The organism is Tardiphaga sp. 172_B4_N1_3 (assembly GCF_052076035.1).
In the GTDB taxonomy this organism is placed as follows: domain Bacteria; phylum Pseudomonadota; class Alphaproteobacteria; order Rhizobiales; family Xanthobacteraceae; genus Tardiphaga; species Tardiphaga robiniae.
Genome location: NZ_CP197238.1, coordinates 191,701 through 216,064, shown reverse-complemented (window position 1 = coordinate 216,064; position 24,364 = coordinate 191,701). Strand labels below are relative to the sequence as shown.

The 24,364-nt window shown below is 59.3% G+C and carries 20 protein-coding genes and 1 pseudogene; all 21 read right to left on the bottom strand.

Annotation, left to right across the window (positions count from 1 at the left end):
* Positions 1-369: 369 nt before the first annotated feature.
* The 21 genes and pseudogenes from AB7783_RS01015 to AB7783_RS00915 all read right to left on the bottom strand — a co-directional run bounded on the left by AB7783_RS01015 (position 370) and on the right by AB7783_RS00915 (position 24,364).
* The gene (locus AB7783_RS01015; RefSeq protein ID WP_441276536.1) at positions 370-3,438 is read right to left on the bottom strand and encodes an efflux RND transporter permease subunit; all 3,069 of its coding nucleotides are present in this window, start codon (positions 3,436-3,438) and stop codon (positions 370-372) included.
* Complete coding sequence (locus tag AB7783_RS01010) at positions 3,435-4,523, bottom strand: efflux RND transporter periplasmic adaptor subunit (RefSeq protein WP_441276535.1); 1,089 nt, start codon at positions 4,521-4,523, stop codon at positions 3,435-3,437. Before AB7783_RS01010 ends, AB7783_RS01015 begins: the two co-directional genes overlap by 4 nt.
* A gap of 199 nt (positions 4,524-4,722) precedes the next feature.
* Positions 4,723-5,835, bottom strand: a complete 1,113-nt coding sequence (locus AB7783_RS01005; RefSeq protein WP_441276534.1) for a patatin-like phospholipase family protein — start codon at positions 5,833-5,835, stop codon at positions 4,723-4,725.
* A gap of 14 nt (positions 5,836-5,849) precedes the next feature.
* Positions 5,850-6,350 (bottom strand): DUF2147 domain-containing protein, encoded by a 501-nt coding sequence (locus AB7783_RS01000; RefSeq protein ID WP_441276533.1) that lies wholly within the window; start codon positions 6,348-6,350, stop codon positions 5,850-5,852.
* A 754-nt stretch (positions 6,351-7,104) separates the two neighbouring features.
* Positions 7,105-7,578: a hypothetical protein gene (locus AB7783_RS00995; RefSeq protein WP_441276532.1), complete on the bottom strand. Its 474-nt coding sequence runs from the start codon at positions 7,576-7,578 to the stop codon at positions 7,105-7,107.
* Positions 7,579-9,179: 1,601 nt separating this feature from the next.
* Entirely contained in the window at positions 9,180-9,935 is a 756-nt protein-coding gene (locus AB7783_RS00990; protein ID WP_441276531.1) for an SDR family NAD(P)-dependent oxidoreductase, read from the bottom strand.
* Between the two features lie 47 nt (positions 9,936-9,982).
* A complete protein-coding gene (locus AB7783_RS00985) occupies positions 9,983-11,740 on the bottom strand; it encodes a nitrilase-related carbon-nitrogen hydrolase (RefSeq protein ID WP_441276530.1) in 1,758 nt (585 codons plus the stop codon).
* A gap of 15 nt (positions 11,741-11,755) precedes the next feature.
* On the bottom strand, positions 11,756-12,745 hold the full coding sequence (locus tag AB7783_RS00980; RefSeq protein ID WP_120292939.1) for an acetamidase/formamidase family protein: 990 nt from the start codon (positions 12,743-12,745) through the stop codon (positions 11,756-11,758).
* Positions 12,746-12,790: 45 nt separating this feature from the next.
* Positions 12,791-13,504 carry an ABC transporter ATP-binding protein gene (locus tag AB7783_RS00975; protein ID WP_175365722.1) on the bottom strand — a complete coding sequence of 238 codons (714 nt, stop codon included), beginning with the start codon at positions 13,502-13,504 and terminating at the stop codon, positions 12,791-12,793.
* A complete protein-coding gene (locus tag AB7783_RS00970) occupies positions 13,497-14,213 on the bottom strand; it encodes an ABC transporter ATP-binding protein (RefSeq protein WP_441276529.1) in 717 nt (238 codons plus the stop codon). The genes AB7783_RS00975 and AB7783_RS00970 overlap by 8 nt, the downstream gene beginning before the upstream one ends.
* On the bottom strand, positions 14,213-15,277 hold the full coding sequence (locus tag AB7783_RS00965; RefSeq protein WP_309944904.1) for a branched-chain amino acid ABC transporter permease: 1,065 nt from the start codon (positions 15,275-15,277) through the stop codon (positions 14,213-14,215). The genes AB7783_RS00970 and AB7783_RS00965 overlap by 1 nt, the downstream gene beginning before the upstream one ends.
* A gap of 13 nt (positions 15,278-15,290) precedes the next feature.
* On the bottom strand, positions 15,291-16,163 hold the full coding sequence (locus tag AB7783_RS00960) for an ABC transporter permease subunit (protein ID WP_441276528.1): 873 nt from the start codon (positions 16,161-16,163) through the stop codon (positions 15,291-15,293).
* Positions 16,164-16,270: 107 nt separating this feature from the next.
* On the bottom strand, positions 16,271-17,509 hold the full coding sequence (locus AB7783_RS00955) for an urea ABC transporter substrate-binding protein (protein ID WP_120292931.1): 1,239 nt from the start codon (positions 17,507-17,509) through the stop codon (positions 16,271-16,273).
* 11 nt (positions 17,510-17,520) lie between these two features.
* Positions 17,521-18,186, bottom strand: a complete 666-nt coding sequence (locus tag AB7783_RS00950) for an ANTAR domain-containing response regulator (protein ID WP_309944902.1) — start codon at positions 18,184-18,186, stop codon at positions 17,521-17,523.
* Positions 18,183-19,343 carry a transporter substrate-binding domain-containing protein gene (locus tag AB7783_RS00945; protein WP_441276527.1) on the bottom strand — a complete coding sequence of 387 codons (1,161 nt, stop codon included), beginning with the start codon at positions 19,341-19,343 and terminating at the stop codon, positions 18,183-18,185. Before AB7783_RS00945 ends, AB7783_RS00950 begins: the two co-directional genes overlap by 4 nt.
* Before the next feature lie 528 nt (positions 19,344-19,871).
* Positions 19,872-20,108, bottom strand: a pseudogene (locus AB7783_RS00940) (LysR substrate-binding domain-containing protein); the annotation flags it as partial.
* 56 nt (positions 20,109-20,164) lie between these two features.
* A complete protein-coding gene (locus AB7783_RS00935) occupies positions 20,165-21,142 on the bottom strand; it encodes a DMT family transporter (protein ID WP_441276526.1) in 978 nt (325 codons plus the stop codon).
* A complete protein-coding gene (locus tag AB7783_RS00930) occupies positions 21,091-21,900 on the bottom strand; it encodes an ABC transporter permease (RefSeq protein ID WP_441276525.1) in 810 nt (269 codons plus the stop codon). Before AB7783_RS00930 ends, AB7783_RS00935 begins: the two co-directional genes overlap by 52 nt.
* Positions 21,897-22,694 (bottom strand): ABC transporter ATP-binding protein, encoded by a 798-nt coding sequence (locus AB7783_RS00925; RefSeq protein ID WP_441276524.1) that lies wholly within the window; start codon positions 22,692-22,694, stop codon positions 21,897-21,899. The genes AB7783_RS00930 and AB7783_RS00925 overlap by 4 nt, the downstream gene beginning before the upstream one ends.
* Before the next feature lies 1 nt (position 22,695).
* A complete protein-coding gene (locus AB7783_RS00920; protein ID WP_441276523.1) occupies positions 22,696-23,676 on the bottom strand; it encodes an ABC transporter substrate-binding protein in 981 nt (326 codons plus the stop codon).
* Between the two features lie 19 nt (positions 23,677-23,695).
* On the bottom strand, positions 23,696-24,364 hold the full coding sequence (locus AB7783_RS00915) for a TetR/AcrR family transcriptional regulator (protein ID WP_441276522.1): 669 nt from the start codon (positions 24,362-24,364) through the stop codon (positions 23,696-23,698).

The following is a 24,364-nucleotide window of genomic DNA, read 5'->3' as shown; positions in this document are numbered from 1 at the left end:
GGGGCGGTCGGGTCCATACGTCGTCCGGACCTGGCATCTACGCTTGACTAACGCGGCCCGGGCGAAAGGCGTACCGGGCGCGCCCCGCGTTGTCGTTCATCGCTCGTCGAATGCTGGCGGGCGAACTACGCATTTTGATCGGACGGAAGCATCGAGCAGCTTGCTAGCGTCTTCAGTCAGATCGAAGCCGAACGACGGGCGCGACGCCTCGCTTCTGAAGTCATACGACAGCACGGGCCCGGACTCGGCGGTGCGCTTGAGTGAACCAGCGCTATCTCGATGATCTCGATGACACACCGCTTTCCCTCTGCGAACGACCGCCCCAGTAGGACGACTAGACGCCCGATTTTCCGTCGGGCGTCTCTTGCTTTACCGCCCCTGAAAACGTCGGCTTATCCAACGTTCGCAGTCGTCCATCACCGTGAAGAAAGCTGGAACGTATATCAGGCTCAAGATCGTCGAACTGATCAACCCTCCGATGATGGCGATCGCCATAGGCGCCCGTCTTTCGGATTCGGCCCCTATTCCTAATGCGATCGGTAGCATGCCAGCCGCCATGGCGAGGGTCGTCATGACAATCGGACGGGCTCGCTTCCGCGCGGCCTCCATCAGCGCCTCCGCACGCTCCAACCCCCGATCGCGCCGGGCTACGATCACATATTCGACGAGTAGGATCGAGTTCTTGGCTGCGATACCCATCAAAGTTAGAATTCCGATAAGGACAGGCAATGAGATGGATGTTTGCGTAAGGAGCAACAGGCCAAACGCTCCAGCCAACGACGACGGAAGCGCTGTCAGAATTGTCATCGGCTGGATGAAGCCGTTGAATAGAAGTGCGAGAACGATAAAGAGCAACACGACGCCAGTGCTAATTGCGAGAGTGAAGCTATTGAACAATTCTTCCATACGCTCGGAATCGCCGGCCGGTTTCTGAATGACCGATGGCGACAAGACCCTGATCGATGGCATTTTCGCTACCAGGTCCTCTGCCTCCCCCACTGTCAGTCCGGTCAATTGCGCTTCCACGGTCTCGCTACGGGTGCGATCCAGACGGTCTATTTGAATCGATCCGGCGCCCAGAACGAAATCGGCAACCGACGACAACGGCACTGGCTTTTCGAAAGCGGGGACCTGCAGAATGGAGAGACGCGAGAGGTCCTTACGCCCGGCCTCGTCCAACATCACACGGATCGGAATTTGCCTAACGTCGAGGCTGAACTTGGCAAGATTCTGTTCGATGTCCCCCACCGTGGCAATATTGACGGTCCGCGCGATTGTCGTCGTGGAAACACCGAGAGCGGCTGCCTTGTCTTTCTTCGGGATGATCTGAAGCTCGGGCCTGGCGAGGCTACCGTTCACGGTGACGCTGCGAAACCCTGGCGTCGAGCGCATGTCTCGTGCTAATCGTTCCGCAGATGCGGACAGCAACGCGGCCTCATCGCTTAGCAGCGAAATCTGGATCGTCGCGGCGGACGCCCCGTCTCCACCGAAGCGCGCCCGCGCACCCGCGACGCGAAACAACTCCGAAAACATAGCAGTCTCGAATGCTTGCTGCGAAAGCGTCCTTTCGCCACGCGGCACCAGATTGATCGTGACCGTCGCCTTCCTTACTTCGCCGATCGAGGTGGTCAGATCGCCTGGGCCGGATACGCTCGATATCTGCGCCCCGATCGTTGAAAAGACGGAAGCAACCTCCGGCCGCACCTTGAACACTCCAACAATTTTCCGGGTCGCGGCATCGGTTTCCTCAAGGGTCGCACCGGGAGCCAGTTCGACGGTGAGAATGGAGCGGCCGCGATCGGCGGTCGGCATGAAATCGGCCGGAAGATGCAATACAAGCGGAAGCGTCGCTAGGACGAATACCGGCCCGGCGACGACGGTGATCCAGCGACGCCGCAAAGTCCACTGTAGTGTCCGTACGTAAGCGGAGACCCAGGCGGGTTCACGTTGCTCGTTCGTATCGCCTCTCAAGAGGTAGGCCGCCATCAAGGGCGTCAATAGGCGTGCTACGACCAGCGAGAAGAACACGGCGCTGCAGACAGCGATCGAAAACGCCTTGAAGAACTGCCCGGGAATTCCCGGCATCAGACCCACTGGTAGAAACACCGCGATGATAGCGAAGGTGGTCGCGACGACGGCAAGCCCGATCTCGTCGGCAGCCTCGATTGCCGCGTCGTAAACGCTTTTGCCGGATTCCCTAATATGTCGAACGATATTCTCAATTTCTACAATGGAGTCATCGACCAGGATGCCGACAACCAGTGCGATTCCCAGCAGGGAGATATTATTGAGCGACTGGTTCAGGACATACATGATCGCGAAGGTGGGGATTAGCGACAGCGGAAGCGCGAGACCCGAGATGAGTGTGGCGCGAAAGTCGCGCAGAAATAGCCAGACGACCAAGACCGCCAGCATCGCTCCGATCAAAAGCGCTTCGATGGCAGCATCGTATCCCTCGATCACGACATCGACCGACGACGTGACTTCGACTATCTTCATTTTAGGATATCTGGCCGCGAGTTCGGATATCCGCTTTCGGACGGCTTGAGCCACGGCGACTTCGCCGGAGCCAACGGCGCGGAAGACGCTGAAGCTGACTACCTCACGATTGTCGAACCGAGCCCGTTGCCGAGGTTCCGCCCATGAATGATCAATCGTGCCGAGATCGGACAGCTTGATGCTTCGGCCGTCGCTGAAGGCGAAGCGCGTATCGCGTAGCGAGGCGACATCCGGAACGCTTCCAACAGTACGGATTGCCTGCTCCGAGCTCCCTAAAGTCGCACGGCCGCCCGGCTGATTGATGTTCTGGGCCTTAATGAGGTCGGACACCTCGTAAGCCGTCAAGCCAAACGCCGCCAGACGGTCGGGGTCGAGCCTGACCGATATTTCTGCCTCGACACCGCCCGACCGCGAGACGCGTGCCACGCCTGGAACCGCGAGGACTGCTCTGGCGACGTCGCTATCGACGAACCAGCTCAGGTCGTCGGGCGGTACTCCGGGCCCATCCACGATGAAAGTCAGGATCGCCTGCTGCGTCGCTTCGACACGTTGTATGACGGGATCGAGCACACCTTGGGGCAGCTTCGAGCGAATGGACATAACGGCATTCCGGACGTCATTGGTCGCCCGGTCAATGTCCGTGCCTATGGCGAATTCGACGCTGCTGAAAGACATCCCTTCGTTCACGCTCGACCGTACGCGATTGGCATTGCCGAGCCCAGCAACGCTGTCCTCCACTACGCGTGTAATCTGCGTCTCGACCTCTGTGGGCGCTGCACCGATCCATGCGACGTTTACCGTCACAACGGGAACGTCGATGTCGGGCATTGCGTTCAGCCGAAGCTTAGAAAACGAGACCACCCCGGCAAGAGTGAGCAGGATGAACAGGACGATCGTGGCGACGGGGTTGCGGATTGCCCACGCGGACATGTTGGTCATTGGACCGGATTTCTCACAGAGGCTGTCTCAACGTTTACTACGTCGCCATCGCTGAGCAGCCCAGCTCCCTCAGTGACGATGCGCTCGCCAGCGCCGACACCGCTCAGGATCTCGACGCTGCTACCGCCGAGCTGGCCGATGCCAATCTCGGCCAGCGACACGACGTTTCCCGAGGCGATCTTGAACACGTGGGCCTTTGCGTCCCGCCAAACCAGCGCCTTGAGGGGCGCGGTCAAAGCAAGCCTGCTCTCGGCTGAGATTTCTACCCTAGCGAACATCCCTGGCTTCAATTTCGAATTGGCCGGCAGCATGACACGAACTGTTCCCAGCCGGGTCTTGGGGTCAACGATCGGCGAAACCATCCGCACGCGCCCCTCTTCCTGAATACCCCCCGGCCCGACAATCATCACCGATTGCCCGACGGCCATTGCGAGGAGATCGGATTCAAGCACTCGGGCATCTACTTCGATACGCGAATCCTGGATGAGCCGAAACAGTTCGGTCCCGCTCTGGATCACCTGCCCCGTTGTGACCGCGCGAGATGCAATGATTCCCGCTGCGGGCGCGACGACCGTCATCTGCCTATGACGCGCCTCGATCTGAACCTGCTGCGCCTGCGCAGCTTCCAGCTTGGCTTCCGTCGTCCGGACGAGCGTTTCGCGGAGCTCAATCGTCTGGGCACTTATCGTCCCCGGCGTCACAAGACGCGCGCGCCCGGCATCCGACCGCGCATTGACGAGAGCGGCCTCGAGCTCGAAGATCACCGCCTTCTGCTTAGCGAATTCCGCAGCGATCTGATCGTCATTCAGACGTACCAGAACCTGTCCTTTCGCAACGATCTCGTTTTCATCGACCAGAATATCGCTGACGGAAACACCGCTGGCCTCCGTCGCGATCGGTATCTCGCGCCAGGCCACGACATTTCCGGTCGCGGTGATCCGTTTGGCGATATGCGACGCCTCGACAGAGACCGTCTTCACGGTCATCGTCGCGGAAGAGCCGCGTGCATTCACCATAGGCTGAAGAAGGACCGCCATTGTGATACTGCCAATCACGCTGCGCCAGTGTTTGGAGGTGGCGTTCATTAATCTATGTTCCTCTTCGCGTAGGATCGCGTGCGACCGTTTCGGTGCATCGACTGCCCTGATAAGAAGATAGACCTTGGGCGTTGCTCTCAATGGACGAAGCGTGTCCGAGTATTTGTACCGAAGCTGAATTTGTGTCGAACTTTTGCTGGCCAAGCAAGCACTGGTGACCACGCTACCCGGTAAGCGAACGAAAGACTTAAAAACCGAATGCATGACGGCTTTGGAGGGAACGCTCGAAACCTCGTCCGGAGGACGCTTTCAGCATCCCGAATTCATAAAGTGCCTCCATATACTTCTGGTCGAACGTTGCAACGCCCGGCGGCGTGGGGAGGTGCGCGTCGATTGCGGTCGCGTTACATTCCCAGCCGTTACGTTGGCAAAACGCAAAGGTCGAAACCATGGTACTGCGGGTATTCGCCTTGACCGCTGTCTGGAACGACCGCACTACGATCGGTAGCGTGTAGTCCGCTGTATAGGCGGGATCGTTGCTCAGTTTGCCGTTGATGATGACGAACAGCCGGGATTTCGCTATCCGGGTAGATGACATCAGCAATGTCTCCGGAACCGGTGTCACGTTCGAACTGACGCCTCCATCCACATGCATCTCGACATAGGCTTGGTCTCCGGAACTTACCTCGATAAACACCGGCGGAAAGATACCTGGTATGGCAGCAGATGCTGCGAGCAAGCTGCGAAACAAATCTTGGCGTTGCGGGCTGTTGCTGGCAGCGATCTCTCCCATGTTCCACAATGTCGTCGATTGCGTATCGACGTTCGTAGTTGCGATGATCAACCGCGTGCCTTCGCGGTGCCGGGCGGCCACTGCATCAATGAGCGCATCGTCGACATAACGCGCGATTAGTTCACGCAACGGTCCGGACTCGTAGACGCTTGACCCGATGATCGCGTCCACTCCAGCCCACTGCAACAGGTCGTCGGCCAGGCCCGCGGTCAGGGCTTTTCGAAGAACAGGATCGTAACGAGAGCCAAGAAATGCGAAGGGCGCGATTAGGGCACCTACGCTCGAACCGGTGACGACATCGAAATCAGGACGCTGGCCAGTCTTTGTCCATCCGGCAAGGAAACCGACTCCGTAAGAGCCATCTGCGCCACCTCCAGACAGCGCGAGGATCGTCAATGGTACACGGCTATCGCGGCCCTGAAACAGGCGTTGACTTTCCTGTGCCGTCAAACGTGCCTTGGAAATGTTGCGAATGACCGTCGCATTGGCCGACGCCAAGGGTGCGCGAGGAAGCGACGCGCAACCGCCCAAAAGTAACGTTAAGGTCAGCGCTACGAACGCGAGCATGTGCATAAAATCAATCAATCCTTGGCGGGCATTGCCATGAATTGACGGGTCTCGCGACTATCGGGAACGCGGCTCCATACTCGGGGTGCGCCAAACTTATCTGCAGTCAGATAGATTTGAACGATTAGGTTGTTGCCATCCTCGCTCAGGTCCATGCGAGCCCGGTACAAAAGACCATCCAATGGGTTCAAGATACGGCCGTTGTCATAGGCCAAGCCATCTTTCTTCATACCTACAATGAAGGTTAGACCAAGCGCCGGAGCGTCCTTTTGCGTTCCCCGGCATGCGGTGCAAAGCAGGCTTGCGGCGGCTTGGCCCGGCGTGAAAAAGACCTTGACGATCTGTCCTTCATATACGCCAGACCGAATGTAAATATTGAACCATCCGCTCGGGTTTCCGATGTCGTCGGAGATCTGCCAAATCCCTTCCGCACTCGGCAGCACCGATTGAACCGACTGAACCGGCACCAGTCCTGCGATCAAGGCAACGCTTGCAGGAATTCTAAAGAACTTCACCGTTCAGAGTCCCTGCCGATTGGTTTGTGGTGAGAACGATCATCGATGAGCGCTCGCTCGGACCAATTCGGGATCGATCTCAACTCGACGTCGGGGAAAGCCGTACGTTGCATTCTCGAACAGCCGATATGCTCAAGCCGCGAGGATCGTGCTCGCCGGGGGGGGGGGGGGGGGGGGGGGGGGATCCGATCTATCGAATTCGCAGATCTCCACGTTAGGAGGCCGGCGGCTTTTGCGATCAACCTTCGGAAAACATCCTCCTCCAAATGAATTGGAGCATGCAATGACATTAAGACACCGTTTTTCATCAGTCTCTGGAAGACGCCTCTGAACCAGCTCAACTTCTTCTCCATGCGGGACCGCGGTCCAACTCAACTTTTCTCACAGCGGAAACGTCTCGTTGGGCGTTGACTGAAGTAGGGCGCCACATGTCCGAAGATTTCAAACGACTGGATATTTGATGCGGAAGATTGCGTCGCTTGCAGGGATATTCAACTTCATTATCCGCTGGTCGCGGCGAACATCGAATCTCGATCCGGCAGGTAACATCACATAGAGAACAATTAGATCGATACTGTTGGTATCTATACGCCCCCCTGACCTTCGAACACCTAGAAGCGAGTTGCACGCGAAATCCCGGCTCCAGAATATAACGAGACAGGAGCACCCTAGTTTCAACGTCGTCATAGACAGCAAGAATTTGCGGAACGTTCATGGACGTCGAATCCTACCTCTCCATATAAATACAAGCGATTTATCGAGTCTCGCGCGACAGGTTAATCGAGACCTGTGAAACCCATGCTCCCGGCGATTCCATCGCAAACGATTGACGGTTTCCGTTCGTCCGAACAGTCAATAATGCCGTGATAGTATCGCTTTCGATCTTTGCATCGATGACACCGTCGATGCTTTGCCCTGAGATCTTGCCACCTTGGCGGTACTGGCTTTCAAACCAATTTCCCGAAAGCACTGAACCTCTTTGGTCGATATTGGCGCTCAGCTCCATCTTGTAAGCATCGCTCGCACAGCGCACATCCATCTTCACGGACTGCCCCTCATTTTTGACCGTGTAGTCTACCTTGCAACGGACGCGTTCGCGCGGTCCATCGGATGGCTTCATCAACCCCACGCCTGACCATGAACCGGCCAAATTGTCGAATCTGGGTTGCGCATGAGCAGGCGCCATGACTCCGATTGCGATCGGGATTGCCCAACTCAGATTCTGCATGATGCTTAACCTGTGCCTAAACATAACGTCGAATCCTTATTGTCCGGGTATTTGCGGGCTTTAGTCAAAAATCGAGAAGCGATTTCAGCAGCTTTATGCGCCTACAAATCTCAGCGTGTGAAATTTAGACGGCAGCGACGACTGACCTCGTGCGGAGGTCTGCTCTCGCGACGCGCGCTTGTTGTTTTCAGCATGTCGCTGGCACCTAACGACTAGCGATTTTCGGAATCGATCGGGGCCGATGAGATTGAGCGCGGTTGGGAATCTGGATTTCGCCTTGTCCGATCTCATTCCTGGCCACGACCATGCTCCGGCACAACACTACGAATGCGCGTGCAGTGATTGCCGTAACCGAACCGTGCGGCGGAACCTTGTTGCTCAGATTGCTCAACAACTCGAAATATTGCTCAACATCTCTCCATTGAGCGAAATGTGTCGGCGCTTCAACTATTTCCAATCTGATTCAGTTGACGACCGTTGCTTGCGGTGTCGCGCAACACGGTATTAGCAACGTGGACTGCGATATAACTATGCAATGCGACAACGGACCTCTGTCCAAACCACCGCAACACAATCAACATTCGGATATCTTGGTCTCAATACGCCACGCTTTTTGGCCCTCGCGTGTCCAATTTGCACGCGATCAATCATGCATGAAAACGCTCGCAGTTATATTTTTTCTAGCGCTGTCGGCTGTCGCCGTCGCAGTTGTTACGGACAGAATGATCAAGCAAGACAACCCCCATCTCGCCAATACCCGCTTCAAAGGTATGCACTAGCGTTCTCGATACAATTCGAACTCACGGCTGATGGACGCGACAGATTGCGCTCACGTCGGTGAGGGATCGCAAGGAACGACTTCGTCACGCGTGATTTAGCATATTGATATTCGGATTCGTTCTCGAGCGGCGAGCATGCGTCCTTCCATAAAGCAACTGGATATCACCAGCTAATGGGGGATGTATGGTCTATACTTCTGCACTCAGTGTCTATGGGCCAGGACTGGTTGGCCAGGTCGGCGCTACATGCTCTCTCGTCACTATGGTGGCGCCTCCACACCCGAGAAAGCCATTACTACATCCGGAAGCGGATGATCAGACTCGCAGGTGCTTGCTCTATGCGACCACATCTTGGTCGTGTTTGACCGTACTGCTGATCGATGGTCTGGGCGGAGCAGGAATACCGGAATAATTCGAAGAGCTATTGCCCCTTAGAGCCAGACTGTCGCCTTCGCGCCAGGAGCTGCCCATCGCCCAAGCTGAGCCGAAAAGCCCACTGCTTCACGATAGCTCGTAGCTGTCGTATCACCAGCCCCATAGCCGCCAATTAGAGGCACATGGGGCACCAACCGACTGAGCCCCACCTTCCAGCCCATTTCGTTTCCACGGTCGCAGTTTGGCGTTGGCGCCGGGTTGATGTCACTCATTGCAGAATGGCGAGATCACACCGAGTTAGCTGATCGCCGACGACTGTATAGGAAATTTCAGTTTCCTATACTGTCATCAGCGTGGATGAATTCTCATGTTTCTTAGTTCAGCAATGATCGTCGAACTATCCCGCTCCTCGAACTGATCGCGCCTCGTTTCGAAGCGGGTTCAGAGCTACACGGCCCTCGTCAGAGCACCGTCGATGATGAGGTTGGTACCCGAGATGCGGCTCGCGATCGGGCTAGCCACGAACACGACTCCGGCGGCCACTTCCTCCGCGGTTCCCATTCGACCGGTCGGATTCAAGCTCATGGCCGTCTTGTAAAGTTCGGGCGAGCCGTGTTCGATGCCCTGCCATATGCCGCCTTCGAAATAGGTGTTGCCGGGCGACACCGCGTTGACGCGGACGCCTTTGCCGGCGAGCTGATTGCTCAATCCCTTGGCATAGTGGATCAGTGCAGCCTTGAAGGCGCCGTAAGAGCCGGCGGCGAAATCGACCTCGAACCCGGAGACGCTGGAGACGATGACAATCGACGGCGTCTTCGATTTTTCCAGATAGGGAAGTGCGGCCGCCACCGCATTGACCGTGTGCATCATGTCGATGCGGAATGACTTTTCCCAGGTTTCCGCGGTATCGCCGACCGCCAGTGCGCTGACATTGCATACGAGGATATCGACACCGCCGAGCTCAGCGGCCGCGTTGTCAACCCATTGCTTGAGGGCGACGGGATCGGCGACATCGGTCGACTTGCCCCAGGCTTTGACGCTCTTCGCCTGCAAGGCCGCAACGACGCTGTCGATCTGCTCTTGTTGTCGCGCGCAAATGGCGACGTTGGCGCCCTCGCTAGCGAACATATCCGCAATCGCACGACCGATTCCCTTACTTCCGCCCGTCACGAGAGCGTTCGTGCCCTTCAATCCCAGATCCATGGTTCACTCCTCGGTTGAGATGCCTGACTGCTCGGCTTGCACGATTGTCATCGGTGCTCTCGCGCGTGCCACCCCGCAGCCTTCGTGATCAACCCGCGGTAGCTGTGCGGCATCCGCATAGCAACCAGATCTTTCCGGCGCACAACGTTGGTTGGATAGACGGTGTCGAGATTCGTGGTGTCCACCACCGCCGTCGCCGTCCCTTCGGTATCCGCCGCGATGGCTTCCCGACGCGGAAACTCGAAGGTGTCGGGGCCGAACACGCCGCTGAGGCCTGGATATCCGTTGCCGGGATCGAACACATTCGAGAACGCAAAAAACACGTTGTTCTCGCCGGCGCGAACCCGGAAGTGATGCCAGTGATAGAGATCGGCGCCGGTCGGGATCGGATAGTTCTGCGACACAAGCGATCCCACATGCGGGGTGCTGAAACGTTCCTTAATCGCTGCCGCGCAGACGATGAGATCACACCCCTTCAGCGCAAGGATGCGGCCGGCTTCAGGAAACGATGCATCGTGACCGATCAGAAGGCCGATGCGCCCGACCGACGTGTCGGCCACCACCCAGTCATCGCCGTGACGCGCCCAGGCACGCTCGGATTCCGTCAAGTGGGTCTTGCGGTAAACCGCGACAAGGCCTTCTGGCCCGATCAGGCACGCGCTGTTGTAGATCGCATCGCCGTTACGCTCGGCGATGCCGACGACAAGATACACCTTGAGCTGGGCGGCCAGACGGCAGAGCTGATCGGTCTCCGGCCCCGGAACAGTCTGCGCTCGCGCGCCGGGATTGTTGAGGCCGCTCAGCGCGAGTTCCGGAAACACGACGAGGTCGGCCTTGCCCTCAAGCTCCGCCTGCCGCGCAAGCGAGGTGATGCGCGCGAGATTTGCTTCGACGTCATCACCGGGACTCATCTGCGCGACCGCAACCCGCGACGTCCGCCCCGTCGGCCAGGGCTTGTGGCCGTACAACTTGAAGAAATCGCGAGGATTCCAGCTGAACGTATCGGACAGCAGCCCCGCATAGAGTTCGGGGCGGCGCTGAGAGAACACGGCTTCACCGCCAACACGCCGCGCGCGGGACGCGTCCAGATCCATGTCAGCTAGTGCGAAGCCGTCCCCGCCATCGATCAGGGCCGCAATTGTTCCGTCCGGCGCGATCACGCAACTGCCGCCGCTGAACTGGACGGTGCGTTCAAGTCCCCACCGATTGCTTTCGATCAGATAGCAACCGTTCTCGAACGCCCGGCTGATCCAATACGGAGCCGGTGTGCGCTCAGCGAGCCAGTTCGAGATATGGCAGATCACGTCGGCGCCCTGCAAGGCGACGAGACGCGCGGTCTCCACAAAGTGGATGTCCATGCAGATCAGCAGCGCGATGCGCCCGATCGGCGTGTCTAAGACCTGATGGCCGAGATCGCCTGCCGCCGACCATTTCGGCTCCGCAATATAGGGATGCGTCTTGCGATGCTGGCCAATCACACCTTCGGGTCCGATCAGCACCGCAGAGTTGAAATAGATGCTGTCGCTATCGACCTCCGGCATGCCGACAACAATGTAGCAGTCATATTTCCGCGCGAGCGCTGCGAAGCGATCCGTGGTCGGCCCCGGGATCGTCTCGACGAAAGGTGCGACCTCAGCCCGGTCGAACCAGCAATAGCCCGTGGTGCCCATCTCCGGCGTAACGATGAGCCGGGCGCCCGCTGTCGCCGCCGCTTCGCAGAGTTCGAGCAGCCGCGCGATATTGCGCTCCTTCTCGAACATGGTCGGTTCGAACTGAACCGTGGCAACCTTGTGCACGCGCGACATGATCGGCTTACCCTTTTAGACCAAAAATGATTTCTTGATCGAAGCGCCGAGCGTATATTTCGGATCCACCATGTTGCCGAGCCGGACGCGGCCGGTCTGGGTCAGTAGCATGTAGGCATCGATCTCCTCAAAGCCGTAATCGGCCGTCATCCAACGGCAAAGCTCGCGATAGGCGATGCGCGCAGCATCTTCCATCGGCCGCGCCGAGCCGATCGTCATGATGAAGTCCTTGGTCTCCAGCCGCGGCCAAGCAATGCTCCAGCCCTTGATCAGATCGATCTGGACCGTGGTCACGGTCGGATGCTCGATCGCGACGCCGCAGAGTTCGCCGTCGCCCTGCGCCGCGTGGCAGTCACCGAGATAGAGCAACGCGCCCTTGGTATTGACCGGCAGATAGATCACCGCACCGACACCGACGTCGGGCAGGTCCATGTTGCCGCCGTAATAGTCCGGCACCAGCGACGAAATCGCCTCGATCTCCGGCGAAGTGCCGATGGTGCCGATGAACGGCTCATAGGGCAGCGTGATCTTGTCGTTCCATTTGGTGCCGTTCTCGAGAGTGATCTCGAGCTTCTTGACGCGCTCGGGCAAAGCCGGATTGAGCAACGCGGTCTGGCCGGTGCCGACCAGCCCGCCGAATTCCGGCATGACGACAGTGGTGCCGCGCGGTTGCGGCCCACGCGGCACGATGCTCTCGATATAGACCGCGAGCGTATCGCCCTTCTCGGCTCCGTTGATCCAGATCGGCCCGTTCTGCGGGTTGAGAAAGGGAAAGTTGAGAATCTTCGAGGGGATGTCGGTCTCGTGCTTGATGGCGCCCTCGAACGCATCATGGGTTTCGGCGGAGACCACAGCGCCGGGATCGACCGTCAGCACAGGCCCTACGTAAGGGCCATAGACATAGTGGTACTTGCCCTGATCCTGTTCGGTGATCATGTGATGGGTGCCGGGTTTTCCCTTGGCGACGCCCTTGCTCGCCATGATCGAATTTTCCTGCCAGGCCATCGATTCACTCCTTCGTCTCTGTGTTGTTATGGGCGTGGGTTGGTTTCAGACCGCGAGATGACGGCGCATTTCTGCCTGATCGTCGAGCGCGGCCCGATCGAGGCTTGCGACGATGCGCCCCTTGTCCATCACGTAGCAGCGCTGCGCCATGGCGCGGATCATGTCGAGATTCTGCTCGACCAGGATGATAGTGACGCCGGTGCTGCGGTTGAGTTCGACCATGTTGCGGGCAATGTCCTGAACGATATTCGGCTGAATGCCTTCGGATGGCTCATCGAGCAAAATGAGGTGGGGATCGGCAATCAGCACACGCCCGATGGCGAGTTGCTGCTGCTGGCCACCGGACATGGTGCCGGCACGCTGGCTCCAGCGCTCCGCGAGGATCGGAAAGGCTTCCACGATCCGCCGCCGTCCCTCCTCGGGGATATCGCCCTTGATCGCAGCGCCGACGGCGATGTTTTCGGCCACCGTCAGGCGCGGAAACACGTCGCGCCCCTGTGGCACATAACCCATGCCAAGCCGCGCCCGTTTGTGCGGCGGCAACAGTTCGACGGCCTCGCCGCGATAGACAATCGAACCGCTCATCGCCGGCACGAGGCCAATCAGGCTTTTCATCAGCGTCGATTTGCCGACGCCGTTGCGGCCGATCACAGCGACGATCTCGCTCTCCCACACCTCGATTTCGAGGCCCTGCAACACCGGCTTGCCGCCGTAACCGGCGCGCAAGGCCTGCGTCGAGAGAATGACTTCCTTACGCATGGGCCTGCCCCAGATAGATAGCGGCGACGCGTTCGTCGGCGACGATCTCATCGATCGAGCCTTGCGCGAAGACCTGTCCAAGATGCAGCACCGTGACGCGCTGCGCGACCTGGCGCACGAAGGCCATGTCGTGCTCGATCGCCAACACTGTCATGCCGTCCGCATTCAATCGCTGCACCATCTCGCCCGTCTGATGCGTTTCTTCCGGCGACATGCCCGCAGTCGGCTCGTCGAGCAGCAACAGTTGCGGCTTCAGGCTGATCGCCATGCCGATTTCGAGCCACTGCTTCTGGCCGTGGCTCAGATTCCCGGCGATCTGCATCTGCTCGGCTTCAAGGTTGAGGAACGTCAGCAACCGATCGATCCCGCGCGCGAGCTCAACGCTGCGATGCGTCCGCTGCAGGGCGATTTCGAGGTTTTGTCGGACAGACAATCCCTTGAATACGCCAGGCACCTGGAATTTGACCGACAGCCCGCGGTGAATGCGCGCGAACGGTTTCAGCGCAGTGATGTTCTCGCCGGCGAACAGAATATCGCCGCTGCCGGGATGGTGTTCGCCTAGGATCAACCTAAACAGCGTACTCTTCCCCGCACCGTTCGGACCGATCAGGCAATGGATTTCACCGGCCTCAAGCACGAGATCGACCGAATTGGTGACATGCAAGCCGCCGAAATGTTTATTGAGTCCGCGAAGCTCGAGAAGCGCCATCAGACGTCTCCCTTGCTGCGGCGCGCAACGAGCCGGGAAATCAGATTCATGGCACCGAGCACGAGCCCGTTCGGCGCGATCAGCACGGTCAGGACCAGCAGCACACCCATGAACACCAGCGCGTATTGGCTGCCGTAAATGGTCAGGGCCTGGAAGGCCGCGAGCACCACCAGCGTGCCGATCACGGTCGACGTGAGATCGCTGCGGCCGCCGACCGCGACCCAGATCAACGGCAGCGCGGCCGCGGTCATGCCCATACTCGACGGCGTGATGTACTGTCCCCACGCCGTGTAAAGCACGCCGGAAATGCCCGCGAGCGCCGCTCCGATCACGAAGGTGATGAGCTGATATTTGCGCACGTCGTAGCCCAGCATCTCCGCGCGCTCCGGATTCTCGCGGATAGCAACGATGACATTGCCAAACGAGGAGTTCATCAGGATGCGCAGGCCGAGATAGACCAGCAGCAGCAATCCCAGCACGGCGTAATAGAGTCCGATATCGGCCAACAACACGATGTCGCCACCGGACCATGGGATCGTTAGCGGCGGCATCGCGCTCATGCCATTAAAGCCGTTGAGGCGCGCCGCGCCGATGCGCCACTCAGGGCCCGCGGTCTGGGCCATAAAGCGCTCCAGCATCAGCGTCACCGCCAGCGTGACAATACCGAGGAAGACGCCGGCAATACGGCCGAAGAACATGAAATAGCCGAGCAGCAACGCAAACAGCGCGGCGATCACGACCGCCAGCACCAGCGCGACCAAGGTGAACCCATAAGCCGAGCCGAAATTGAGCGTGAGGATGCCGTAGCTATAACCGGCAATGCCAAAAAAAGCGGTCTGCCCGAACGAGAGCGAACCGCCATAGCCCCAGATCACACACAGGCTGAGCGCGATGAACACCCAGACGAAGAAATACACGGTATTGCCGACCGTATAACCGTCGCTGAACAACGGATAGGCGCAGGCAATCGCGAACACGATGGCGAACGTAATCCAGAACGCCGGACCACGACCCACAGTCTGCGGGCCTTCGAGGCGGCGGAGGAAACCAGGCAAACCGTTCACAGCTGCGGATCCTTCAGGTTCGTTCGCGCAGCAGGAAGCCGGAGATGCCTTTCGGCAGGACCCGGACAACGATGATCACGGCGACCAGCAAACCGATCTGGCCAAATAATTGTCCCTGCCAGGAGGTCATCACCGACTTCACCACCGCGAGGATCGCGCCGGCCGGCGCGGTACCGAGGAATACGTCGGCCCCACCAATCACCACGGTGACGAAGGCCTCCATGATGAAGGTGGCGCCCATCGTCGGCACCAGCGTCATGGTGGGCGCGTACAGGCCACCTGCAAGACCGGCGAGCCCGGCACCGCAGGCAAAGGTGAGACTGTAGATCAGGCGGGTATCGACACCGAGAGCCGCGGCCATGTGCGGCACCTGGATGGTGGCGCGGGCAAGCACGCCGAAGCGCGTCCAGTTGAACAGCATATAGAGGCCGCCGAGTACGCCGAGCGCGGAGGCAAACAGCACGAGGCGATAGATGGAATAAGAATACTCGCCAACCTGAAAGCTGCCGAACGGCGTTCCGACGCCAGCCATGGACGAGCCCACCAAGATCAGCGTCCCCTGGGTCGCAATGAGGCTCAGGCCCCAGGTTGCCACGATGGTGTCGAGCGGCCGGTCATAGAGATGGCGGATCACCACGAGTTCGACTAGCGCGCCGACCAACGCGGCGACGATGGCCCCGGCCAAGATCGCCAGCGGCAGCGGCACGCCGAGATGGACGGTGGAAGCCGTCACATAGGCGCCGCACATGATGAACTCGCCATGGGCGAGATTGATCACGCCCATCATGCCGAAGATCACCGCCAGTCCGCATGCCGACAGCACGAGAAAAGCGAATGCATCGCCGAACTGATAGAGCGCCGAGAATATATGCGTTGCGATGTCCATGAACCAACCGGGATGATGCAAATTCGAAATGCGAGGGAAACTTCAGCTCTTCGAGAACACCGTCCCGGCAGGCAGACGTACCTGCCGGGGCGGCGCCGACGCCGATGTCAGGGTTTCGGCGGCGGGTTCGAGGGCGTGTACTGCGCCATAGGATCCTTCTTGGTCAGATCGCAACCGGCATCGCCCAGCCAGTACGGCTTGATGCCCTCCCACACTTTCGGAAACGAGATCGAATGATCGGCCCCGACCTTGGCGAGATAAATGGTGTGCGACATATGCTGGCTCTTCGGGTCGATACAGACCTTGCCCTCCGGCGCATCCATGCAGACATCACCGACCGCGATTACCTTGCGGATATCTTCCCGCTTGGTCGACTTCGCCCGTTCGACCATCTGCTTATAGAGATAGACTGCGAGATAGGAATTCTCGGCTTCCTGGTTCACATAGGGCTCGTTAGGGAACTTGGCCTTGAACTTGGTGTAGAATGCCTTGCTGGCCGGGGTATCGATTTCCTCGATGTAGTTGGTCGTGACGTACATGTCCTTCAGGCTTGGCGGCTTGAAGCGTTTGTGTTCGTAGCCCTGCCCGACGTTGACCGACGAGGCCATCGGCAGATTGACGTTGGCGGATGCCGCCTGCTCGTAATAAGAAGCCTGCGCAGTGCCAACCAGCAGCGTCACCACAAAATCAGGCTTTGCTTTCTGGATATTCTGGATGCTCTGTGAGAACTGGGACACGCCGAGCGGGATGAACTCCTCACCGGCCATCTTGCCGCCGTTCTCCTTGACGATGTTGCGCACCCACTCCGCCGATATCTGGCCGAAATTGTAATCCGCGGCGAGCGTGTAGACGTTCTTGCCGTACTTCTCCATCATGTAGGGAATGAGCGTGGAGAACTGCTGTTCCGGCACCGCACCGGTGACAATCATATGGCCGTCGCAAACGCCGCCTTCGTACTGATTGTTGTAGAATGCGAAGCCGTTGAACTGATCGACGATCGGGCGATAGGCCTCGCGCGAAGCGGACGAGAAGCCAGCGAATACTACGTCGACCTTGTCGCGCTGGAGCACACGCCGCATGAATTCCTGATAGCGTGTGTTGTCGGACTGGGTGTCGTAGGCGACCAGCTCAAGCGGCCGGCCGTCGATACCACCGGCCTTGTTGATCTCTTCGGCCGCGAGTTGGATCGCATGCACTTTTCCGATGGTAGCCACCGCGAAATCGCCGGACTGGTCCTCCAGCACCCCGAGCTTGATCGGGGTTTGCGCAAACGCCGCACCTGTCGCGAGAACAAGCGTCCCCGTGAGGGCTACGGCGCGCAGCCCCCGCAACACATTCTTGGTCATGTTGGTGTCTCCTACATCGCTTGCTTGTTGCCGCCTCGCAGCGTGATGCTGGTCGCGCGGCCGGGAATGTCGGGCGCACTTGCCCGCCTGCTCAGAAATTCCTCGCAGTAGAGTTCCAAGTTCTGCCGCGCGCGCATGCTCTCGCGGCGAAGCTGGGAATAGGCGCTCTCTTCATCGAGACCGTCTTGCTGCATCAAGAAGATCACCGCGCGGATCACCGCGCGACGGCTACGACGGCGTTCTTCGAGATCCTGAAGGCGGGCATGCATATCGCTACGCAACATGAACTGGTTCACGCCCATGAACAGTGAGGTGTAGACGGCGCCGCCGTGGACCGGCTTACGCAGGAAGGAAGTCGCGCCGAGATTGACCAACGCCTTCAGACGGCTCGGCGCCTCGACGCCGACCAGACCGATCACCGGCACCGGCGGCAGGCGTGAGATGGGATTGACCTCAATCGCCACCGCGCCTTCGAGATCGCCGTCAATGAACAGGATATCGCGCTCGGACTGCAGGTTGCCGACATCGATCTGCGCGCGGCCGTCGACGATCTCGGGATATTCGGTCGTCACACCAAGTTTGGCGAGGGTGGACTCGAGTGAGCCCTCTTTTCCACCGCGTCCGATGACGACAAGAGCGCGACCGCCTTTGAAGTTCTGCAGCAACCGGGATGTCATGATTGCACCACTCTGAGCACGGGAGAGCGCATTGCACTCGCAAAGCGCGGCGACGACTGAACGAGGTAGGGATCTGGCGCGATTGGGCTGCGTGCCTCCAGCAGCACTTCGAACTGCCCATTGAGGGTGGAACGGGCGATCCGCGGTGTCAGCCAGGCGTGATAGGTTTGCGGATCAATGCGCACGTCGCCCTGCGGCGCCAGCAAGCTCTGGCTGGCGACCGCGGCGCGCACGGCGCGTGCATCATCGGTACCCGCCTGCTCCAATGCTGCGGCCAGAAGCTTGACGGCGATGTAGGACGCTTCTGCGTCGGCGGACGATACTGGTCCGCCGGGGAAGGCCTTGGCATAGGCGGCGATGAATGCCGCATTCGCCGGAGATTCCAACGAGGAGAAATAGACGCTGGAGCTCAAGTGCCCGTCGATAGCCTCGTCGCCAATCTCCGCAAGCTCCGGCTCTGACAGCGTGCAGCTGGCCACCGGAATTTCATTGACCTGATCGATACCACGCGCGCGGCAGGCCGCGCGGAAAGCGCGGAAGAAGGCATAGGCGCTCGTACCGATCAGATTGTTGAAGACGAAATCTGGACGCTGCTCAAGGATCGCCGATATCACCTGGTCGAATTCGGTATCGCCCACGGACAGGTATCGCTCTGCGACCACGGCGCCTCCCCGCGCGGTCAGCGCCTCACGGAAGATGCGGTTGTTCTCCCAAGCCCAGATGTAGTTGGAGCCGACGCAGAATGCGCGAGTACCAACCCGCGAGGCGAGATACTCGACCAGTGGCAGCACGTGCTGGTTGGGCGATGCTCCGGTGTAGATCACATTGTCCGAACTCTCGAACCCTTCATAATGCGACGGATACCAGAGCAACCCGTCAAACTTCTCGAAGCAGGGAATGACCTCCTTGCGACTCGAAGACGTATAGCAGCCCAAAACTTGGCGGATGCCGGCGCCAAGCAGCTCGAGGCTAAGTGCGCGGTAACGTTCAAGATCGCCCGACGGGTTCACCACGACGGGCTCCAACGTCGCCGCACCGTCTGCCTCGGCATTCTCCTGGAACGCCAGCAACGCGCCGTTCAGCATCGAGCGTGCGACGACGCTGTAGGACCCTGTCGTCGAGAACATTATGCCGATGCGATAGTGCTTCCGCGCCATTAGCCGATCCAAAACAAAAAAAGCGCCCGCCGGCTGTGAAGCCGTGGGCGCCCTCGCCACCAACTGGACACGCTTGAATTTGAAGCGCGGTGTTGGAAATGGTTTGAACTTGTAGCGTTATCGGGCAGCTCTGCCCAACGCTTGCAGTTTAAGCTCCCTTAGAACGACCATACTGTCAAGCACGTTGTTACGGCGAGAGTTGCTTCAATTCATCCCTCGTTGCAGCAAAACTATGCAGGGCGCCGGGAAATTACACTGGTTGCACGAGCGCCAATGACAGTCATTGCGTCAGGATCCATTCAGACGGCAATGCGGAGCATCACCTACACTGCGACGTTGCGTGGCTCTTCGTCGATTCTGCATTTCGTCCTATTAGATGAGCGGCATCTGCGAGAGGAGCTCGCTGAGCGCGACCATGGAGCCGCAGGTCAATCAACTTTCGACGCGCTCGCGGTAATGCTCAAATACACTTGTAACGCCGCGGGATGAGATCCAGCCATTCAAGCACCAGTTCCCGCCCTATCGCCATCACAGCAGCTCACGTTTCAACAGTCCACCCAGCCAGTCCGCAAAGACCTGAAACCTCCGAGAGAGATGCTGACGGTGTGGATAGAGCAGTGCCATCGGCATCGGCGCAGCTCGATGATGGGGCATCACCTCGACGAGTTCGCCCGCGTCGAGGTGGCGCTTTACATCGTAGGCCGGGATCTGGATGAGGCCGAAGCTGGCAAGGCAGCAGGCGATATAAACTTCGGCACTGAAGACCTACCCGGGTTTCCAAATTCAAGGTTGGCTTCATTCTACGCAGCAATATCCGGTAGCTACGAAATCGCCTTTCTCTCTCGCCCCAGGCGTCCCAACAGGATCAATCCGGCGAAAATCGCCGCGATCCCGACGACGTGATACCAGGCGAGATGTTCGCCCAGCCACCAGATCGAAAACACTGCCGTACACAGCGGGCTGAGATACAGAAATCCTGCAGCACGCGTCGGTCCGTTAGTGGCTACGCCGTAGATATAGAACACGTTACCAAGCATGGTAGGACCCAATCCGGTATAGGCGATCGCGCCTAGGGCTATGGCCATGTCAGCGTTGGTCCAGGCGAACCATGGACCGCCGCTGGCAACCCATGTGACATAGACCGGCAACGACACGACCAGGAGACCTGCCCAGGCAGTCACCACCGTGAGCGGCAAGGTTTCGATTACGCGCGACCATTCCCGCACACGGATCGAGAACCACGCAAAGAAGATCGCTGCGAGAAGCGACCAGAGATTTCCAAGATTCAGTTGCAGCCCGGTCAGTCGCAGCAGATCGCCCTTGCTGATGATCAGGAGCGTGCCGACAAAAGCCAGAGCGAGCCCACCTTGGTCCATTCGGGCGATCTGCCCCTGCCCCATGATCCAGCCGATCAACACGACCCATACCGGCGTCGTGGCATTGATGAAGCCCACTTCGATGGCTGGGCTTTGATAGGCTCCGCCGATCAGAAGAAACGAAAACAGGCCGACGCCGACAACGCCACCGATCGTCAATTCGCCCAGCCGCGGCCGGATCTCAGGCCAGGCGCGCCGCAGGGACGACCACGCAATGACTGTGAGAATGACGAGAGCGGGCAGCCAGCGCCAGAACACCAGCGCCGGCAAAGGCGCCGCGTCACGCGCGGCCCGCGCGACCACATGGTTGCTGCCCCAGAGTGCCGCAGTCACTATCAGCGCAAGCGTACCGAGTGATCGCGAGCCGCCGTTCATGCCCGATCGGCGGATGACTGATGACGCCCGCGTTGCGAGACGTGCCATGGCAGGGATAGCCGCTCAGCATAGTCGACGAGAAAGAAGAGGATTGTTCCGACCACGCCCAACAACAGCAACGACACGAACACACGCACTGTATCGAACTGCCCTTGTGCAACAAGTATCTGAAAACCGATCCCCCGGCTGCCGGCCACGAACTCTCCGACGATGGCGCCCACCAGCGCGAACGAGATCGCCACTTTCATGCCCGCGAACAGACTCGGCAAAGCGCAGGGAAAGCGGATTTTTATCAATACGGCCCAAGGCGATGCCTTTGATACCTTGGCCAGCGCCAGCATGTCGGGATCCACCGACCGCAGGCCTAAAACCATATCGATGACGATCGGAAAGATCGCCAGCATTAACGCAATCGCCACCTTGGGCTCAGGACCGGTGCCCATCCAGATAACGAACAGCGGCGCCAGCGCCACTTTCGGGATCGAGTTGAGCGCCACGAGTAGCGTATAAATAGTCCGCTCGAGGAATTTCGAATAGACAATCCCAACCGCCAGCGCGACGCCGATGACGACCGCCAGTACAAAGCCGAGGCATGTCATCCAGAGCGTAAAGCCGAGATGACGCAGGAACAACCCAGGCGTCTCCAGAAACGCGGCAAAGATCGCCGACGGCGCCGGCAGGATCAGCGGCGACGGCTGGAAGACGTAAACCCCGATCTCCCACAGAACGAGAGCTCCGGCCAGCACGACGATGACGTCGCGTGTTTCGTTATCGCCCAGAAACAGACGCCTTGCGAAACGCATCATTCCTTGACGATCCCCAACTCGGCGAAGTGGTGACGGATCCGGTGCACATAGGCGGCGAATTCCGGCGTGTCGCGCACTGCAAGCAGGCGTGGCCGCGGGAGGTCGATGGTGATGACATCGACCACCATGCCAGGCGCCTTGCTCATCATGACAACGCGATCCGACAGGAAGACGGCTTCCGCAATCGAATGCGTGATGAACAAGAGCGTCTTGCGCGTGTCCTGCCAGATCTGCGCGAGCTCGATGTTGAGATCATCGCGGGTCATGGCATCGAGCGCGCCAAATGGCTCGTCCATCAGAAGCAGGTCGGGATCGGCTAGCAGTGCCCGGCAGATCGATGCGCGCTGTCGCATGCCGCCCGACAATTCCCACGGAAACCGATGCTCGAAGCCACCGAGGCCGAACCGGTTCAGCAAAGCCACCGCCCGCGCGCGTTCATCGGCGGTCGGTTTGCGGGTGAATTCGATCGACAGCAGGACATTGTCGAGAATGGTGCGCCAGTCCAGCAGGACATCGCGCTGGAACACGACGCCAAGCCGATCCGGCGTGCCGTCGAGCGGTTTGCCGCCGATGTCGATCGTTCCGGAGGTCGTCCCTTCGAGGCCGGCCACCAGCTTCAGCAAGGTGCTCTTGCCGCAGCCGGACGGGCCGACCACGCTGACGAATTCCTGTGGCCGGATATCGAGATTGATGTCGACCAAGGCCGCGACCGGCCCGCGTGGGGAGGCGTACGTCTTCCCCACGCGGCCAAGCGCGACATAGGCCGCCGTCTCTGATGAAGCAGGAGGCGCCATGTTACTCGACGAGGCTGTTGGTGTAGTAATCGGTCACTTTCCAGCCCGCCGGCAACACGCCCGCGGCTTCCATCGACTTGCCAGCCGCTTCCCAGTCCGCCTGTGCCTGCCAGCCGATCGGCTTGCCCTGCGACGCCGGCGTGTCGAAGTAATCCAGCGTCAGCTTGATTTGCCCGAGCAGCACCACGGGATCCAGCTTGGCGTCCGGACGCTCGGCGATCATCGCCTTCACGCCGTCCTCGGGATTGGTGCGCAGATGTTGCCAGGCACGCTGTTGCACTTCGATCAGGCGCTTCAACGCAGGTCCCTTGCTGGCGATCACCTCGTCACGTGCAACTAGGCCGTAACTCGGGAAAGCGATCCCGGCGTTCGACGCCAGCAGGCACTTCGAAGGTCGCGATGCTTCTGCGAGTGGAAGCGCCGAACCGACCGTGGACATCAGGCCATCGGACCGCTTGGCGATATACGTGCCCCACAATGCGGCAGGATCGACAACCTCGACCTTGAGATCGTCACGCGTCAGTCCGCCGGATTTCAGATAGACGTCTATGAAGGGCGCCCATGGGCTTGCCGCAAAGACGACGACGCTCTTACCGCGCAAATCGGCGACCTTCTCCATCGGCGACGTCTTGTCGACCAGAATGCAGAGATCGGTCTTGCGCTGGAACGTCGCGATCGAGCGAATAGTGGCGCCCTTGGCTCGCGCTGAGCCAACCAACCCCACCTGAACCTGACCGACATCCGCCTGCCCGGCATTGACCAACTGAATCGTATTGCCAGAGCCGCGACCATCCTGAATATCAACATCGAGCTTGGCTTCCTTGAACCAACCGCGGTTCTGAGCCAGATGCATGGCCGCCTGCACGCCCCACGGCGAGAAATCCAGCCGCACCGACAATTTATCCTGAGCCAGAGCAGGCGAAACACCCGCGCCGGCCGCAGCACCTAGAAGCATCAGGGTCGATAGAAAAAGCCTTCTCATATCCCAATCTCCGGTTTGATTACTCTGTGTCGGCGCCATCCGCTTCTGCCGGCGAATTCTGCGTCAAATAGCTCAGCACCATCTCGACGACGTGCTGGCGTCTCTTGAGCACACGTCGGCGCGCCGCGAGATCGCGGTCGAGCAGCCAGGACAATGTGTGCTGATTGGACAGAAAGAAGTAAGCGAGGCCGGAGATCGACATATAGAGATCGACCGCATCGACATTGGCGCGAAACACACCCTCGGTCTGGCCGCGTTTCAGCAGGATCTGGATCGTGTCGAGCAACCCGCGATAGAGCGGCTTGATGGTGCTCGAACTTTTGAGGTGCTGCGCATAATGGATGTTCTCGATGCTCATCAACCGGATTAGATCCGGCGTCGCAACGAAATGATCGAACGTGCTGCTGACCAGTCGCTTCATGCCTTTGACCGGCGGCAGACCGCGCAGGTCTTCGTCCTGCTGCTTAGTACGCAAGTCCGTATAGATGCGCTCGAGCACTGCCAGATAGAGCTCGTCCTTGGAGCCGAAATAATGGTAGATCAGGTTCTTGTTGACACCGGATTGTTCGGCGATGCGATCGACGCGCGCGCCGTTAAGCCCGTTGGAGACGAATTCGATCCGTGCCGCGTCCAGGATCTTGGCACGGCTCGCTTCCGGATTGCGGGTGATCTTGCTGGGCGCGGCCAC

Excerpts from the sequence above, each read along its gene's own strand:
- AB7783_RS01015 (WP_441276536.1), bottom strand. The coding sequence starts at position 3,438 with ATGACCAACATGTCCGCGTGGGCAATCCGCAACCCCGTCGCCACGATC.
- AB7783_RS01010 (WP_441276535.1), bottom strand. The coding sequence starts at position 4,523 with ATGAACGCCACCTCCAAACACTGGCGCAGCGTGATTGGCAGTATCACA.
- AB7783_RS01005 (WP_441276534.1), bottom strand. The coding sequence starts at position 5,835 with ATGCTCGCGTTCGTAGCGCTGACCTTAACGTTACTTTTGGGCGGTTGC.
- AB7783_RS00995 (WP_441276532.1), bottom strand. The coding sequence starts at position 7,578 with ATGCAGAATCTGAGTTGGGCAATCCCGATCGCAATCGGAGTCATGGCG.
- AB7783_RS00990 (WP_441276531.1), bottom strand. The coding sequence starts at position 9,935 with ATGGATCTGGGATTGAAGGGCACGAACGCTCTCGTGACGGGCGGAAGT.
- AB7783_RS00985 (WP_441276530.1), bottom strand. The coding sequence starts at position 11,740 with ATGTCGCGCGTGCACAAGGTTGCCACGGTTCAGTTCGAACCGACCATG.
- AB7783_RS00980 (WP_120292939.1), bottom strand. The coding sequence starts at position 12,745 with ATGGCCTGGCAGGAAAATTCGATCATGGCGAGCAAGGGCGTCGCCAAG.
- AB7783_RS00975 (WP_175365722.1), bottom strand. The coding sequence starts at position 13,504 with ATGCGTAAGGAAGTCATTCTCTCGACGCAGGCCTTGCGCGCCGGTTAC.
- AB7783_RS00970 (WP_441276529.1), bottom strand. The coding sequence starts at position 14,213 with ATGGCGCTTCTCGAGCTTCGCGGACTCAATAAACATTTCGGCGGCTTG.
- AB7783_RS00960 (WP_441276528.1), bottom strand. The coding sequence starts at position 16,163 with ATGGACATCGCAACGCATATATTCTCGGCGCTCTATCAGTTCGGCGAT.
- AB7783_RS00955 (WP_120292931.1), bottom strand. The coding sequence starts at position 17,509 with ATGACCAAGAATGTGTTGCGGGGGCTGCGCGCCGTAGCCCTCACGGGG.
- AB7783_RS00950 (WP_309944902.1), bottom strand. The coding sequence starts at position 18,186 with ATGACATCCCGGTTGCTGCAGAACTTCAAAGGCGGTCGCGCTCTTGTC.
- AB7783_RS00945 (WP_441276527.1), bottom strand. The coding sequence starts at position 19,343 with ATGGCGCGGAAGCACTATCGCATCGGCATAATGTTCTCGACGACAGGG.
- AB7783_RS00935 (WP_441276526.1), bottom strand. The coding sequence starts at position 21,142 with ATGGCACGTCTCGCAACGCGGGCGTCATCAGTCATCCGCCGATCGGGC.
- AB7783_RS00930 (WP_441276525.1), bottom strand. The coding sequence starts at position 21,900 with ATGATGCGTTTCGCAAGGCGTCTGTTTCTGGGCGATAACGAAACACGC.
- AB7783_RS00925 (WP_441276524.1), bottom strand. The coding sequence starts at position 22,694 with ATGGCGCCTCCTGCTTCATCAGAGACGGCGGCCTATGTCGCGCTTGGC.
- AB7783_RS00920 (WP_441276523.1), bottom strand. The coding sequence starts at position 23,676 with ATGAGAAGGCTTTTTCTATCGACCCTGATGCTTCTAGGTGCTGCGGCC.